This is a genomic window from Pandoraea sp. LA3 (assembly GCF_022696215.1).
Classification (GTDB): domain Bacteria; phylum Pseudomonadota; class Gammaproteobacteria; order Burkholderiales; family Burkholderiaceae; genus Pandoraea; species Pandoraea capi.
The window spans coordinates 71,929-87,298 of record NZ_PTPY01000030.1 but is presented as its reverse complement, the minus strand read 5'-3'; the positions used below and the strand labels follow the sequence as shown (position 1 = coordinate 87,298).

Below are 15,370 nucleotides of genomic sequence, written 5' to 3'. Positions count from 1 at the left end.
GCGTCACCGGCGTGGGGTCAAGAACATCAATATCGGCGCAAGGCGCTGCGGGGAGAACGTATCGGATGCATCACGCCATTGACTTCATTCAGGATCTGGCCGTCATCATGCTGCTGGCAGGCATCGTGACGGTCATCTTCAACCGGTTCCGGCAACCGGTCGTGCTCGGCTACATCGTGGCGGGCGTGATCATCGGGCCGTATACGCCGCCGTTCGCTCTCATACATGACGAGAAGACCATCGGGATCCTTGCCGAACTCGGTGTCGTGTTCCTGATGTTCTCGCTGGGCCTCGAATTCAGTCTGCGCAAGCTCGCGCGCGTGGGAGTGACGGCGTTCGTCGCGGCGCTGACCGAAATCGTGCTGATGCTCTGGCTCGGCTACGAGATCGGCCGCTTCTTCGGCTGGAAGGCGATGGATTCGATCTTCCTCGGCGCCATGCTGGCCGTCTCGTCGACCACCATCATCGTCAAGGCGCTCGACGAACTTGGCATGAAGCGCGAACGCTTCGCGCAACTGATTTTCGGCGTGCTGATCGTGGAAGACGTGCTCGCCATCGGCATGATCGCGCTGCTTTCGGGGATCGCCATCAGCGGTCAGGTCGATGCCGGCGAAGCCACCTTCACGCTGGGCAAGCTGCTGCTGTTCATGGTCGTGTCGCTGGTCGTGGGCATTTTGCTGGTGCCGCGGATTCTGGCGTACGTCGCGAAGTTCAAGAGCGACGAGATGCTGCTGGTGGTCGTGCTCGGCCTGTGCTTCGGCTTCTGTCTGCTTGTTATCCAGATGGGTTACAGCGTGGCGCTCGGCGCATTCCTGATCGGCGCGATCATGGCGGAGGCGCGGGAGTTGCACACGATCGAGCGTCTGGTCGCGCCGCTGCGCGACATGTTCAGCGCAGTGTTCTTCGTGACCATCGGGCTGTTGCTCGACCCGAATGTGCTCGTCACGTACGTCTGGCCGATTCTGGTCATCACGGTGGCGGTGGTCGTGGGCAAGATCGTCTCGTGCGGGCTGGGCTCGTACCTCTCGGGGCAGGACGGCCGCACGTCGATGCGCGTGGGCATGGGGTTGTCGCAGATCGGCGAATTCTCGTTCATCATCGCCTCGCTCGGGCTCTCGCTCAAGGTGACCAGCGACTTCCTGTATCCGATTGCGGTGGCCGTCTCGGTGATCACCACGCTGCTCACGCCGTACCTCATCAAGAGCGCCGATCCGGTGACCGGCTGGCTGGGACGCGCCATGCCGGGGCGTCTGGCCTACGTGCTTGGACAGTACACGCAGTGGCTGCAAAGCATTCAACTGACGGGCGACAGCGCGGCGATCGTGACCATCGTGCGACGCATCGTGGTGAGCGTGGCGATCAACCTGGCGCTGGTCGTCACGATCTTCCTCGGCGGCGCGTTCTTCTATCGTCGCCTCGCGGATCTGATGAATCCGTGGGTGTCGGATCCGAGCCTGCAAAGCGCGGTGGTCTGGGGCGCGGCGCTGGTGCTGTCGCTGCCGTTCCTGATCGCGGTGTATCGCAAGCTCAAGTCGCTGTCGTTGCTGCTCGTGGAGCTGTCGGTGCCGCCGAGCCTGACCGGTCGCTACACGTTCCAGGTGCGACGCGTGGTGGCCGAGATCCTGCCGATTGCCGCCATGGTCGGTGTGATCCTGCTGTTGGCAGCGTTGTCGGCGAGCATTCTGCCGTCGACCGAAATGATTGCGCTGATCGTTGTCGGCACGCTGGTGCTGGCCGTCATCATGCGAAGCTGGTTCGTGCGCATGCACGCCAAGTTGCAGATCGCCCTCAAGGAGACGCTCGAACATCAGCCCGATGGCGAGCATGGCGGCAAGGGGCCGTCGCACTGAGGCGTGTTTCGAGCGTCGCCGCGTTTCAGTAGGTATCGACGGCGCGAGTGCATGATTGCGTGCTGCGCCAGGTCGTAAAAAAGCCCGCCGGGGTCATCCTCCGGCGGGCTTTTTTATCGGGTGACGCGTCTGGCGCTGTTTTCGACTGGCTTACGCCTTCTTCGGCGGGAAGTCGAAGATCAGGCAGGTCGTCGTGGCGTGTGCGTAGAGCGTGCCGTCCGGTCCGACGATGCGGCCTTCGGCGATGCCGACCTGACGTCCCACCTGAATGACCTTGCCTTCGGCGCGCACGAGCGGAACGTCGCGGGTGAGGGCGCGGACCATGTTGGTCTTGAGTTCGAGCGTGGTGTAGCTGCGTCCGGCGGGCAGCGTCGAGTGAATCGCGCAGGCCACGGCCGAGTCGAGCAGCGTGGCAAACCAGCCGCCATGAATGGAGCCGAGCGGGTTGTAATAGGGCAATGCCGGGCGTCCCTGAAAGACGGCGCGGCCATTGGCAACCTCGACGGCAATGAAGCCGAGCGTTTCACTGATCGGCGGCATCGGCAGCTTGCCGTCGAACATGGCGTCGAAGATTTCCTGGCCGGACAGGCCGATGACGTCCGACGGCGTGGCCACGCCGTAACGTGCGGGACCGTTGCGGGAGATGCGCTCACGCACGGCGGCTTCGTCGGCTTCCCACTGCGCCAGAACGGCGGTGGCATCCGCGCGGGTGTCCAGTTTGGTATTCATGACGTCTTCCTCGTAACTTTTATCATGCTAGGCAATCGCATTGTCAGGCCGATTATAGGAGTGACCGCGCTCGATTGCTTATTTCGCGTTAGAGGGAAGTGTCGACGGGCAGGAGGCGGGGCGGCGAGGCTTGCTCGTGGTACGCGGCATATCGGTGTACCGGCGTACCGGCGTATCCGTGTATCGGTGTATCGGCGTGCAGGTGTGTAGGCGGGCCGGGGGCGATGAGCGTCGTCGGTCCGCGATGAAACAGGGGCTGACGACGCGGCAGGCGAAGGTGACGCTGCGGCCACGACGGTGCGAGCCGTTGCCGTAAAGGACTGCGTCGATGAGTGACTTTTCGACGCTTCATCGTCCTCTATCTAACCGACAACTCAAGCGGCCTGAGCGTGACTGAGGCGGTAAGTGGCGAGTTCGTCGATGGTCAGGATCGGCAGATCGTGCAACTTGGCAAAGCGCTCGATATCGGCGCCGCGCGTCATCGTGCCGTCCGGATTCATCAGTTCGCACAGCACGGCTGCCGGCTTCAACCCGGCGAGGATCGCCAGATCGACGGAGCCTTCCGTGTGACCGCGACGCGTGAGCACGCCGCCCGGTTGCGCACGCAGCGGGAAGACGTGACCCGGACGCGACAGGTCGGACGGTTGCGCATCGTCGGCAATCGCCGCGCGGATCGTGGTGACGCGGTCGGCGGCCGATACGCCGGTACTCACGCCCTGACGAGCTTCGATCGTCACGGTAAACGCCGTGCCGTAACGGCTCTGGTTCTGCTCGACCATCGGCGGCAGATCGAGGCGGCGAAGCGTCTCGTCGGGCAGGCACAGGCAGACGATGCCGCTGCATTCGCGAATCAGCATGGCCATGGTGGCCGGCGTGATTTTCTCGGCGGCGACGATCAGATCGGCTTCGTTCTCGCGGTCGAGATCGTCCATGAGAATGACGGGGCGGCCATCGCGCATGGCGTCGAGCGCGGCGGCCAGACGGACTTCGACCGGCGCAAGATCGACGAATGCCGGGTAGGCATGCAGATCGTCTGCCGTGGTGCTGTCTTGCGATGCAACTTGGGTATTGCGCTGGGTGCTGGTGGACATGAAACGCTCCTCGCGTAAGTCAATTGGCGAAAAACGTTTTCGGGGCACGCGAACGGACGTGACCATGGGATCTCGTCCCATAGCACGTGGGTGTCGACGCATCTTCTCTCATCCGGACTATGACCGTCGGCTCTGGCTTCGCACCAGATCTGCTGACCCTGCCGGTGTCGCGAAAGCAACGATGGCAAGCGCTCGCGGGCTCATGACGGCGCAGCGCACTGCGCGGCGTCACATACCGCCGGTGGGGACTTTCACCCCGCCCTGAAGACGTGTATTGCCGCCCGTCGGTCGCTGGCAGTAACGCATCGCGCGGCGTCATGACGTAGTCGGCGAGACAGAGCGTAGCACAAGGTCTTGCCGCTTTGCAGCGAAGGCCGCGTCGAGCGCGTGGGAATGGCGGAGTGGATCCGCGCCTCGTCCATCTCCCGGATTTCGCGTCCGGTCTGTTCGGCCACGCCGTGACCGGGTCCGGGCGAGTGGGCCGGACGGCGCGGATGGCGGGATGACGCTCAGGCCTGCGTGCCCTTGACCGTATAACCGGCTTCGGTAATGGCGGCGCTGACTTCGGCGGGGGACAGATCGCTCTGCACGTCGACGCGACCGGCGCCCAGATCGACATTGACCTTGGCGTCGGCGTCCAGCTCGGTGATCGCGCGCGTGACGGCCTTGACGCAGTGACCGCAGCTCATACCTTCGACTTGCACTTGCATGATGTTCTCCTTGAAGAGGTTCGATTGCAGGGTGACACGAATGAATGGAACCGATGATAGACCTTCCCATAGCAGGAAGCTCAAGCGCTTTTTTCGGATGCGTCGGGTGACGGCTCGGACGTCCCCCAAACCCGGGCGGTGCCGATCGCGTTATCTTGAACGATCGGACGGGCGGTCGATACGATGCGTGACAAGTTGCCGCACAGTGCTTGACCTTCCTGTCATGGCAAGGTCTATGCTTTGACGCATGATGACAGTCCTCGTGGGAGGCCCATAAATGACTCAGAACTGGTCGGTCGGTATCGAAGGCATGACCTGCGCATCGTGTGTGACGCGGGTAGAGAAGGCGTTACGACGCACCCCAGGGGTGGCGAGCGCCAATGTGAACCTTGCGACCGAAACGGCGGCTGTCGAGGCCGCGGCCGATGTGAAGCCGGCGGCCCTGCTTGGCGCGATCGAAGCGGCGGTGGCCGATGCCGGGTATCAGGTGGCGGAGCAATCGTTCGAACTCGCCATCGGCGGCATGACATGCGCCTCGTGTGCGGGGCGCGTCGAAAAGGCGCTGCGCAATGTGCCGGGCGTGGTCGAGGCGAACGTCAATCTGGCGACCGAGCGCGCTGCCGTGCGTGGTGTACGCGGTGCCGTGGACATCGCGGCGCTTGCGACCGCTGTCGAGAAGGCGGGATATGAAGCGTCGCCCGTAACGGACCCGGCGCAGGCGGCCCAGACCGAAAGCGGCCCGGCGTGGTGGCCGGTGGCCATCGCGGCGGTGCTCTCGCTGCCGCTATTGCTGCCCATGCTGCTCGAACCGTTCGGTGTGCATGTGATGCCGCCGCCGTGGGTGCAATGGCTGCTCGCGACGCCGGTGCAGTTCTGGCTCGGCGCGCGGTTTTACCGGGCAGGCTACAAGGCGGTGCGCGCGGGCAGCGGCAACATGGACTTGCTCGTGGCGCTGGGCACTTCGGCGGCGTATGGCCTGAGTCTGTACGAATGGTGGCGTGCACCGGCCGGCAGCATGCCGCATCTCTATTTCGAGGCGGCTGCGGTCGTCATTACGCTGGTCCTGCTGGGCAAGTGGCTCGAAGCGCGTGCGAAGCGGCGTACGGTGGAAGCGATTCGTGCGCTGGCGGCATTGCGGCCCGAGACGGCGCGCGTGTTGCGCGACCCGCATGGCGCAGCGAGTGAGGTTGACGTGCCGCTCTCGCAAGTGAAAGTGGGCGATTGGGTCGTGGTGCGCGCCGGTGAGCGTGTGCCGGTCGACGGCGTGATTCGCGATGGCGCAAGCCAACTCGACGAGTCGTTGCTGACGGGCGAACCGTTGCCCATCGACAAGACGAGTGGCGACAAGGTCGTGGGCGGTTCGATCAATGGCGCGGGGACGCTGCGCGTGGAAACGACGGCGGTCGGCGCCGACACGGCGCTCGCTCGCATCATCCGCATGGTCGAAGACGCGCAGGCAGGCAAGGCGCCGATTCAGCGCGCCGTGGATCGTGTCGCGGCGGTGTTCGTGCCGGTGGTGGTCCTGATCGCCATCGTCACGGTGATCGCCGGCTGGGCGCTCGGGATCGGGCTGGAGGCGGCGCTGTTGAATGCCGTGGCGGTGCTTGTGATTGCGTGTCCGTGCGCATTGGGGCTTGCAACGCCGGCTGCGATCATGGTCGGCACAGGCGCGGCGGCGCGGCAGGGCATTCTGATCAAGGATGCCGAAGCGCTCGAATTGGCACATCGCATCAACGTCGTGGCGTTCGACAAGACCGGCACGCTGACGGAAGGCAAGCCGCGTCTGGTGGCGCATCTGCCCGCTGACGGTACGAGCGCAGATACGCTGTTGCGGTGGGCCGCAGCGGTGCAGTCGGGCAGTTCGCATCCGTTGGCCAAGGCGGTCATGGTGGCGGCTGAGGAAGGCGGCCTGACGTCGAAGGTGCCCGTGGCGTCGGATATCGCGGCGCTGCCTGGGCGTGGCATGCGTGCCAGCATTCTGGAGACGTCGGACGCCGGCAACCCGGGCCGCCGCCATGCGCTTCAGTTGGGCAATGCCAGATTGCTCGATGAGCTGGGGGTGTCGCAAGGCGCATTGGCGCAAGAGGCGACGCGTCTGGCGGGCGAGGGACGCACTGTCTCGTGGCTGGTCGAGACTGGTGATGCTGGCGTCGATGGCGTTGGTGACGTGGGGGGCACGACGGCAACGCCGCGGCTACTCGGTCTGCTGGCGTTCGGCGACACGCTCAAGGCCAGTGCGAAGCCTGCCATCGACCGGTTGCACGCACTCGGCGTGCGTTGCGTGATGGTGACGGGCGACAACGCGGGCAGTGCAAGCGCCGTTGCGAACGCGCTGGGCCTCGACGATGTGCACGCGGACGTGTTGCCCGAACACAAAGCCGAAGTCATTGCGCAACTCAAGCGTGACGGCGCCGTCGTGGCGATGGTCGGCGACGGCATCAACGACGCCCCGGCGCTGGCGGCTGCCGACGTCGGCATCGCCATGGGCTCGGGGACCGATGTCGCGATGCAGACGGCGGGCATTACGCTCATGAGCGGCGATCCGCTGCGTGTGGCCGATGCCATCGACGTCTCGCGTCGCACCTGGTCGAAGATCCGTCAGAACCTGTTCTGGGCGTTTGCGTACAACGTGGTCGGGATTCCGCTGGCGGCGTTCGGGCTGCTGAGTCCCGTGATTGCCGGGGCGGCCATGGCGCTGAGCAGTGTCAGTGTCGTGAGTAATGCGTTGCTGCTGCGTCGGTGGCGACCTGCGGATCAACCGGCGGCATTAAGCGCAGTAGATGGTGCCGGCGGGGCGGCGAAACACGTCGGTGAGGCCCGTCGGGCGGGCATCTGAGGGCGGTTTGCCCGGGCACAAGGTGATCGGCGCATAATGAAACCAGCAGAGGCAACGTACCGACGGTGAATCGTCAGTCCGTTGCCTAGATTTTCACTTGCCTTGAAATTCGCCGAAAGCGGCATCATCTAGGTGATATCGTCTGTCTTCCGGCACGGAGTCAATGCTGCCGAATATGAATAGTCTGCATATCGCAAGTTACAACATCCACAAGGGCTTTTCCGCGTTCAACCGACTGCGTGTTCACGAATTGCGCGCAGGGCTGGAGGGGCTGGCGCCCGATCTCGTCTTCCTGCAGGAAGTGCAGGGCATGCACCAGCGGCACGCCGTGCGCCACAGTAATTGGCCGGTGCAGCCGCAGCACGAGTTCCTGGCGGGCGCCATGTGGCGTGATCACGCATATGGCCGGAATGTCGTTTATGAGCATGGGCACCACGGCAACGCGATTTTGAGCCGTTATCCGATCGTCAAATCGGACAATCACGACATCACGACCTATAGTTTTGAGAAGCGCGGCATGCTTCATTGCGAAATTGCCGTGCCGGGGCTGGAGCAACCGTTGCATTGCCTGTGCGTGCATCTGTCGCTGGCCGGCCAGGGCCGACGTCGCCAGTTTGAGATGCTGACGGAGCGGGTGGCGGACGCCATTCCTTCGGATGCACCGCTGATCATCGCCGGCGACTTTAACGACTGGAGTAATCAGGCGGACCGTCTGCTGGCTGAGAAATTGGCGCTGACGGAAGTGTTTCAGAATAGCGCTGGTCGCCCGGCGCGCAGTTTCCCGAGCGGATTGCCGCTTTTACGACTTGACCGTATTTACGCACGCGGCTTTCATATCGAAGGGGCGCAAGTGTTGCATGGGCGTCCCTGGTCACGGATCTCCGATCATGCGCCGATCAGTGCCCGACTCGTGCCGTCGGATACCGGGAAGGCCGTGAACGGATCCTCTCTCCCGTCGTTCAACCCTCGTTCCCCCCAGTGAGGTCGCCATGAACATCGGACAAGCGGCGCAGGCCAGCGGCGTTACGGCCAAGATGATCCGGTACTACGAGAGTATCGGCCTGATGCCCCCGAGCCCCCGCTCCGAGGCAGGTTACCGGCGGTACGGCGAACAGGATCTGCATTTGCTGCGGTTCATTCGTCAGGCGCGTCGGTTGGGTTTCGGTATCGACCAGATTCGTCAGTTGCTGGCGCTCTGGCAGGATCGTGGCCGCTCTAGCGCACAGGTGAAGGCACTGGCGCAATCTCACGTCGACGAGCTCAATCAGCGCATCGGCGAACTCGTCGCCATGCGCGACACGCTGTCGCATCTCGCCGTGCATTGCCATGGCGACGACCGGCCGGACTGTCCGATTCTGGAAGGGCTGGCGGCCGCAGAACTGCCCGGTAGTCTCGGTGCGAACAAGGCGCAAGCCGATTGCGGCACGATGGCTGCCGCGTGCGGCAGTGCGACACAACCCGCGGCGGCGCCGTCGGCGAGCGCAGCCAACGCCCCTGCGGGCGGCCCGGCGGTTGACAGCGATGCCCAAGGCGCGCGCCATGCGCCGCAAGGCTGACGACGATGGCATGACGTGATGGGCGTGTCACATTCGACACGTCAGCTACCCCGTGACGCGCCGCAGCAGCGGCGCTTTTTTTGTCATTCGAATTTTGATCACGCCAGTGCGACAGCGGGTCGCAGCGTGCTTTGGGGTGAGATTTTGTTTTTCTATGTTGTTGATTTTTAATTGAATTTAATGGAATTGACTCCATTCGAAGTGATGCTCTAGCAGATTTTGTTGGTTTTTCACATATAGGGGCTAACCCTTAACGGGAAAACCCTATATAATGCGAAGCACTGCTGCGATGCAGCACACTAATTGAATTGGAGAAACGTCATGTTTGCCGCCCTGTTTGAAGTCGTGAACACTTGGTTTGAAACTGCTGAACGCCGTCGTCGTGAGTCGTTCCTGGCTGAGTCGAAGGACATCATTGAGCTGGAACAACGTATCCGCGCGCTCGAAACCGCCGGTTACTAAGCAAGTCTGAAGTCCTTCCGGACGAACGGTCGTCGCTGGCGCAGCCAGGCAAGTCGATCGTCTCATCGGGCGATTCCCGTCATTGTGTAATGACGTGCGACGGCGCCCAGCCGTGAGTCCGGATGCCGTTCCCGTTGTTCCGGGATCGGTGAAAACAAGCCCGCCACTTCGGCGGGCTTTGTCGTTTACGGCGTGTCTCCCGAAGTCTCAGTGCAACATCGACCGCTTCTCTGGACTCCTGATAAAAATAGTAGGTTTTACTCAACGGTCCGGTGAGTGATTGCGGCTGTTGGCCCGAACGACCCACGACACCGGCGTTCACATTTCAGTAATGAGTCGGGCTGACCGTGGTATTTTTGTTAATGCAATTGATAATCATTGCTATTATCAATAAACTTTCGCCCAATTGAGATGTCGCGCCGTAGGCGTGAGTCTCTTGACGGTGCCGTTGTCGTACGCAGCTTTCCTTTCTTGTGGCTTGAGGGCAGGGGGTGATTTCCGACCGGCGAATCTCTTCCTCGTCCGGGCAATGCGTGATTGCCGGGGCGTTTCCTCGAAGTTGTTCCTCATGTCGCTCGCTTCCCGTTCTTCCCGTATTGCCCGAGCTCCTCGTTCTGCTAATGCCGGTATGCCTGCGCCTGCCGCCGTCCGATGGCTGTCGTTGCGCCCGATCGTTGCCGCTTCGGTACTGGCATTCGGTTCGTCTGTTTTTAGCGCCGGTGCGATCGCACAAACCACGCCGCCGGGTAATGCGGGGCAGGCAGGTCAGGCGGGAGCGCAGAACGACGTCGCTCTACCGGCCGTGACGGTGCAGGGCGCGCGCGAAGCGTCGCCGAACGACACGCCGCCGGCCTACGTAGGCGGCCAAATTGCGCGAGGCATGAGCTTTGGCGTGCTTGGCAACCAAAGCACGCTCGACGTGCCGTTCAGCATGAGCGCGTACACGTCGAAGATGATCGAAGACCAGCAGGCGCGTACGCTGGCGGACGTGCTCGACAACGATCCGTCGGTGCGCATGTCGCGCGGATTCGGTAACTTTGCGCAAACGTTTGTGATTCGCGGTTTTACGCTGGCGGGCGACGACATTTCGCTTAACGGTCTTTATGGCATTACGCCGCGTCAACTCGTGTCGACCGAAGCGCTCGAACGTGTCGAACTGTTCAAGGGGGCGAATGCTTTCCTGAATGGCGCATCGCCGGGCGGCTCGGCCATTGGCGGTGGCGTCAATCTGCAACTCAAGCGTGCGGACGATACCCCGCTCAACCGGGTTACGCTCGAAGCGAGTGGCTCGGGCGAATTCGGCGCGCATGTGGATGTGGGCCGCCGCTTCGGCAGCGAAGGGCAGTTCGGCATTCGCGTGAATCAGGCGGTGCGCGACGGTGAGACCTCGATCGATCGCGAACATCAGAACTCGAAGACCACGGCCGTGGCGCTCGACTGGCGCGGTGACAAGCTGCGTCTGTCGGCTGATTTCCTCTATCAGAAGCAACACATCGGCTCGGGGCGGGCGCTGTACAACTTCTCGGGCACGGTGCTGCCCCAGCCGCCGGCCGCAACGTCGAATTATGCGCAGTCGTGGAGCTACACCACGCTGGAGGACAACGTCGGCATTCTGCGTGCCGAGTATGACTTCCTGCCTCACTGGACGGCCTACGTGACGGGCGGTATCCGTCATACGAACGAGAACGGCGAGTACTCGAATCCGACGTGGAAGGGCTCGCCCAGCACGATTACCGCAACGCGTCTGAATGCTCCGCATCAGGAAGATGCGCTCTCCGGCGAGGTTGGCGTGCGCGGTCGTTTCACGACCGGTCCGGTGACGCATTTCGTGACGGCAGGCGCGTCGGGCACGCGTCTGGACTCGCAGTCGGCATTTACGTTCGCGCCGGCGTTCTCGACGAGCTTCGTCAACCCGCCGCAAGTCCCTTATCCGGCAGCTACGTCGCAGGGCGGGAATCTGAACGATCCGCAAACGACGGCACTCACCTTGTTGCGTAGCGTGTCGGCGTCAGACACGCTGGGCTTCTTCAACGATCGTGTGCTGGCGACGGTCGGTGTGCGCCATCAGTCGGTCGGGGTGAACAACTACGGCTATACCGGTGCGCAGACGCTCGCGTACAACGATGCCATCACCACCCCGCTGTTCGGGCTCGTGTTCAAGCCGTGGCAGAACGTCTCGCTCTTCGCGAATCGCAGCGAGGGGCTGGCGGCCGGCACGACGGCACCGCAAGGCACGCTCAACTACGGTCAGTCGCTGCCGCCGTTCCGCTCCAAGCAGATCGAATTCGGTGCGAAGTACGATACGGCCCGATTCGGCGCGTCGATCGCGTTCTATCAGATCGAGAAGCCGTCGGCGTACACGAACGCGTCCAACGTCTACGTGGCAGACGGGCTTGAGCGTCACCGTGGCGTCGAAGCGTCGGTGTATGGCAGCCCGGTCAAGGACGTTCGCGTGATCGCCGGGGTGTCGTACATCAATGGCACGTTGCTCAACCAGTCGAGCGCGGCGACGAACGGCAATCGTCCGGTCGGCGTGCCGACGTTCTCGTACAACCTCGGTGCGGAATACGACATTCCGTGGGTGCCGGGGCTGACGCTTAACGCTCGCTGGATTCACACGGGTCGCGAGTACGCCAACATTGCCAATACGGCGTCGATCCCGGCATGGGACCGCTTCGATCTTGGCGCGCGTTACGCCACGCAGATTTACGGCAAGCCGACGACCTTCCGTGTGAGCGTGCTGAACGTGACCAACAAGGCCTACTGGTCGAGCGTATCGTCGAGCAACTACCTGACGCTCGGCGCACCGCGCACGTTCCTCTTGTCCATGACGACCGACTTCTGAGTCGCTGGCGCGCGTTAGCCCCCTGTCCCTCGCGGGGCGCGGCTACCGAGCGCCATAACCCCACTGCCTCGCTGACGACAGAAACGCAGCTTGCAGTCGCGCCCCGGTGCTGTTCGCAGCCCGGGGCGCTTTTTTGGGGCGACGCAAAGCGGCATCGCATGCCGTCGCCAAGTGTGTGTCGATGGGCTAGGAATGCGCGGCGAGTTCGGCGTCTCTCTACTTCTCGATGCTGAATTCTGTCGCGATGGCGGCGCCGTTCGCCAGTGAGGTCACGCCGTAGTACTTGTCGCCGACCTTGAACATGAAACGGCACCAGTTCTCGGTCAGCGCGCGCCACTCCAGATTGACGCAATACGATCCGTTGTCGTTGACCGACCAGGTGCCGGTGGCGCGTGCGACCTGCACGCTGCGGCCGCCGGACCCCATATTCCCCTTGTTGTCGCTCGTGGCATTGAGCGAGCCGTTGGTGTCGTTGACCCATTTGCGCGTGCTGCCATTCGGCACGGTGTTGGTGATGTGCGCGCCGGGCATCAGCGAACGCAAGTCGTCGACGCTCAATTGCTGGCCGTTGGCATCCTTGATGTCGGAGAGGTGCATCGGGTCGGCGTAGGCGAACGCGGGGCCGACAAGCAGGGTGAGCCCGATGAGCGACCTGATTGCGCCCAGCGCCTTAGAAAACTTGGGCGACTTGTGCACCGCGAGTGGTTTTGCCGCAGCCGCGCGTGATCCGGGACGTCTGCGTGACGCCGTAGCGGGACGGGGGCGGGGATGAGGATGGGGATGGGCGAGCGATGGAACGAAGCGATAGACCATGATGACTCCCGGACGAAACCTGCCGACGCAAAGCGTGGGGCGGGTCAGCCGACGAAGGGGCGTGAAACCCATGTCGGCATGCATAGACACCGGCACACGCGCAAGCGACGGCGCGCGTCGTCAGGCATTTCTGTCCCCGTGCTGCGACGGGGTCGGCTATCGGTCCAGGTGAAGCGAGATACCACACTTTCCGCAGGACGCGCCGGACCGTTGCGATCCGGCGGCATCATGCGCTACCACTATAGGCGACGGGGCCGACGATCCCCAATCTTTCCGTCACCCGACATCGCCGTGGCACCGAACCGGCCGGTAAGCGTGAGGCTCACGGTGGGTTCGGCGTCGCGACATCAGTCCGTGCCGTACTTCGGCGAGCGCGGACCGTAGAGCATGCCGTTGGGGCGTCCGGCGGAGAGCAGGCGTGCGTTGGCGGTGCCCGCGACCGTGTAGCCCGCGTTCGACACGCTGTTGACGATCTGCTTGATGGCTGCCGTGACGAGCATGCCGATCAGTCCGCCGCCACCGTTGTTGTTCCCCTCGTTGTTCGACGCGCTGGCCACGCCGCTCCACAGCTTCGCACCGTTGCGCAGATCGATGAGATCGGCCGTGACGGTCACCACCGTGGCGCTGTCGAGCACCATGTACTTCGTGCCGTACTGGGTGATCTTGATGTAGAGCGCGGCGTCCGCACCGAAGATCTCGCGCAGCTTGGCCGGGCTGACCTGATGAATGTCACCGGCAACGGTAAGACCGTTCTGACGGAAAGACTCGTCGACCAGCGCGACAGGCATCACGTAGTAGCCGGCTTCGCCCAGTGGCACCGTGACCTGCGAGAGCACGCTGTAGGTGGCGTCGATATCGGGCGATTCGTTCAGCGGCGGAAGCACCAGAATCGACTTCGGTTTGCTTTCCTTGAACGCCGTGTAGTCATACGGTTTGGCCTGATGCATGGCGCAGCCGGTCATCACGGCGGCCAGTGCCGCAACCGTCATCCATTTGCAGAGTCGGGCGATCATTGCTTGGCCTCCGTGGTCTTGTTCTTGAGCAGGAAGTCGATGTAATTGGCGGATTCGGGGAACAACTGCTTCTCGATCTGGAATTCCTCGACCATCTTGTCGGACTTGCCGACCGATGCGTAGAGCAGACCCAGGTGCGCGTGATAGCCCGGCGGCGCTGCATTGTTCGACGCCTTGATCTTCTCCAGATCACGCTCGAGCGCAATGATCTGCGCTTCCTTCGATTCGCCCTTGAAATACTCGTAGACCTGCGGCTGGTAGCTTTCCCAGTCGTACAGCGGTTTTTGCGGCGTAGCGCAACCCGACAGCGTGACGATGATGGCGCCCGCGATGGCCGCTACGCCCAGACGGCCGGCCTGACCGATAGCGCCGGGACGGCGTAATGAGAGCGTAGGTGAGCGCGCAGGTGAGCGCGTAGGTGAGAGTGTAGGAAATGTGCGATTCATGACGATAGAGATCCTGACAGGCATGCCGCAGCCTGCGCGTCCTTCGTGGTAGGCGCTGCTCGCACCCGATTGACGCGCGCGAACGAGCGCGTGACGAATCACGCGCTGCGGCATGCTGCAAAAAGGGATGCGGTCGGCTTACTTGCCGGGCTTCCAGGCGCCGCTTTCGATGCCGGCGACGAGGTTGTTGACGGCTTCGCGCATGGCGAGGTCGAGGACCTTGCCGTTGAGCGTCGAGTCGTAGCCCGCTGTGCCGCCGAAACCGATGACCTCGCGGTTGGACAGGGCGAATTCGCCGGCGCCGCCGCTCGAATACACGACTTCCGACGTCGAGATATCGACCACGTTCAGATTGACCTTGGCGTACGCGATCTGCTCGCGGCCGCGGCCCAGAATGCCGAAGAGCTGTTTGTCGCCCACTTCCTTGCGACCGAACTCGACGACGTCGCCGGTGATCACGTAGTCAGCGCCCTTGAGCGTCTGCTGAGTCTTCTTGATGTCGGCTTCCTGACGGATCTCGGCCATGTTGTCGCGGTCGAGCACGTTGAAGCGATTCGTTTGCTGAAGATGCGTGATCAGGATCGTCTTGGCCTGACTGCCGAGGCGGTCGACATTATCGGAAAAGACGCCACGCATGTATGCGGAACGGTTGTCGAACTTGCCGACGGCGATCGGTGTACGCACGCCGACGTAGGCGCGGCTTGCGCTCTCGACCTTGGCGACTTCTACGGTACGCGAGCTTTCGGTAGCGCAACCGCCGAGCGTTGCCATCGCGAGCATGGTGGCGCTGAACAGCGCAATGCCGGACTTGCTTTTCTGCACGTTGATACCCCTCAGTGTGTTTTGGTGCTCGCAGGACGATGCGCGATCGCATCGATCCGTTGCGAGTCATCTGGTCCCTTATTTTCCTGACGCTTTTTTGTTCTGCGGATTCATAAGGGGTACTGATGGTAGCACGTGCGATTGTCGCGTTGGCGTTGCGTACAGGGATGCCGGGCGTCGCCCTTGCGGGCTTTCAC

At 62.9% G+C, this 15,370-nt stretch carries 12 protein-coding genes, 1 pseudogene and 1 riboswitch; of the genes and pseudogenes, 6 read left to right on the top strand and 7 right to left on the bottom strand.

The features are described 5' to 3' along the window. Positions 1 to 65: 65 nt before the first annotated feature. A complete protein-coding gene (locus C5N93_RS10480; protein WP_150721171.1) occupies positions 66 to 1,850 on the top strand; it encodes a cation:proton antiporter in 1,785 nt (594 codons plus the stop codon). 150 nt (positions 1,851 to 2,000) lie between these two features. Here C5N93_RS10480 and C5N93_RS10475 read toward each other — a convergent pair whose 3' ends face one another. From C5N93_RS10475 to C5N93_RS10465, 3 genes are all read right to left on the bottom strand, one after another. Next, entirely contained in the window at positions 2,001 to 2,579 is a 579-nt protein-coding gene (locus C5N93_RS10475; RefSeq protein ID WP_242559216.1) for a PaaI family thioesterase, read from the bottom strand. Positions 2,580 to 2,953: 374 nt separating this feature from the next. Continuing rightward, the gene (ribB, locus tag C5N93_RS10470; RefSeq protein WP_242559215.1) at positions 2,954 to 3,670 is read right to left on the bottom strand and encodes a 3,4-dihydroxy-2-butanone-4-phosphate synthase; all 717 of its coding nucleotides are present in this window, start codon (positions 3,668 to 3,670) and stop codon (positions 2,954 to 2,956) included. Between the two features lie 96 nt (positions 3,671 to 3,766). Next, positions 3,767 to 3,943: riboswitch (FMN riboswitch) on the bottom strand. Between the two features lie 236 nt (positions 3,944 to 4,179). Beyond that, the gene (locus C5N93_RS10465) at positions 4,180 to 4,380 is read right to left on the bottom strand and encodes a cation transporter (RefSeq protein WP_069344848.1); all 201 of its coding nucleotides are present in this window, start codon (positions 4,378 to 4,380) and stop codon (positions 4,180 to 4,182) included. 277 nt (positions 4,381 to 4,657) lie between these two features. Between C5N93_RS10465 and C5N93_RS10460 the strand changes: the two genes are divergently transcribed. The 5 genes and pseudogenes from C5N93_RS10460 (at position 4,658) to C5N93_RS10440 (ending at position 12,079) form a co-directional block, all read left to right on the top strand. Continuing rightward, positions 4,658 to 7,216, top strand: a complete 2,559-nt coding sequence (locus tag C5N93_RS10460; RefSeq protein WP_242559214.1) for a heavy metal translocating P-type ATPase — start codon at positions 4,658 to 4,660, stop codon at positions 7,214 to 7,216. A 175-nt stretch (positions 7,217 to 7,391) separates the two neighbouring features. After that, entirely contained in the window at positions 7,392 to 8,198 is an 807-nt protein-coding gene (locus tag C5N93_RS10455; RefSeq protein ID WP_083254300.1) for an endonuclease/exonuclease/phosphatase family protein, read from the top strand. Between the two features lie 7 nt (positions 8,199 to 8,205). Next, positions 8,206 to 8,595: pseudogene (gene cueR, locus C5N93_RS10450) on the top strand (Cu(I)-responsive transcriptional regulator); the annotation flags it as partial. A 498-nt stretch (positions 8,596 to 9,093) separates the two neighbouring features. Then, on the top strand, positions 9,094 to 9,234 hold the full coding sequence (locus C5N93_RS10445) for a DUF3563 family protein (RefSeq protein ID WP_087686702.1): 141 nt from the start codon (positions 9,094 to 9,096) through the stop codon (positions 9,232 to 9,234). Positions 9,235 to 9,862: 628 nt separating this feature from the next. Next, positions 9,863 to 12,079, top strand: coding sequence for a TonB-dependent siderophore receptor (locus C5N93_RS10440; RefSeq protein WP_242559213.1), 2,217 nt, complete (start codon positions 9,863 to 9,865; stop codon positions 12,077 to 12,079). Between the two features lie 216 nt (positions 12,080 to 12,295). On the opposite strand, the gene C5N93_RS10435 is transcribed toward C5N93_RS10440, so the two are convergent. The 4 genes from C5N93_RS10435 to C5N93_RS10420 form a co-directional block, all read right to left on the bottom strand. Continuing rightward, a complete protein-coding gene (locus C5N93_RS10435; RefSeq protein WP_242559212.1) occupies positions 12,296 to 12,775 on the bottom strand; it encodes a DUF995 domain-containing protein in 480 nt (159 codons plus the stop codon). 464 nt (positions 12,776 to 13,239) lie between these two features. Next, positions 13,240 to 13,905, bottom strand: a complete 666-nt coding sequence (locus C5N93_RS10430) for a DUF799 domain-containing protein (RefSeq protein ID WP_217432407.1) — start codon at positions 13,903 to 13,905, stop codon at positions 13,240 to 13,242. Further along, the gene (locus C5N93_RS10425) at positions 13,902 to 14,351 is read right to left on the bottom strand and encodes a DUF4810 domain-containing protein (protein ID WP_347403302.1); all 450 of its coding nucleotides are present in this window, start codon (positions 14,349 to 14,351) and stop codon (positions 13,902 to 13,904) included. Before C5N93_RS10425 ends, C5N93_RS10430 begins: the two co-directional genes overlap by 4 nt. Positions 14,352 to 14,489: 138 nt before the next feature. Then, entirely contained in the window at positions 14,490 to 15,131 is a 642-nt protein-coding gene (locus C5N93_RS10420) for a CsgG/HfaB family protein (RefSeq protein ID WP_069344850.1), read from the bottom strand. Positions 15,132 to 15,370: the final 239 nt, after the last annotated feature.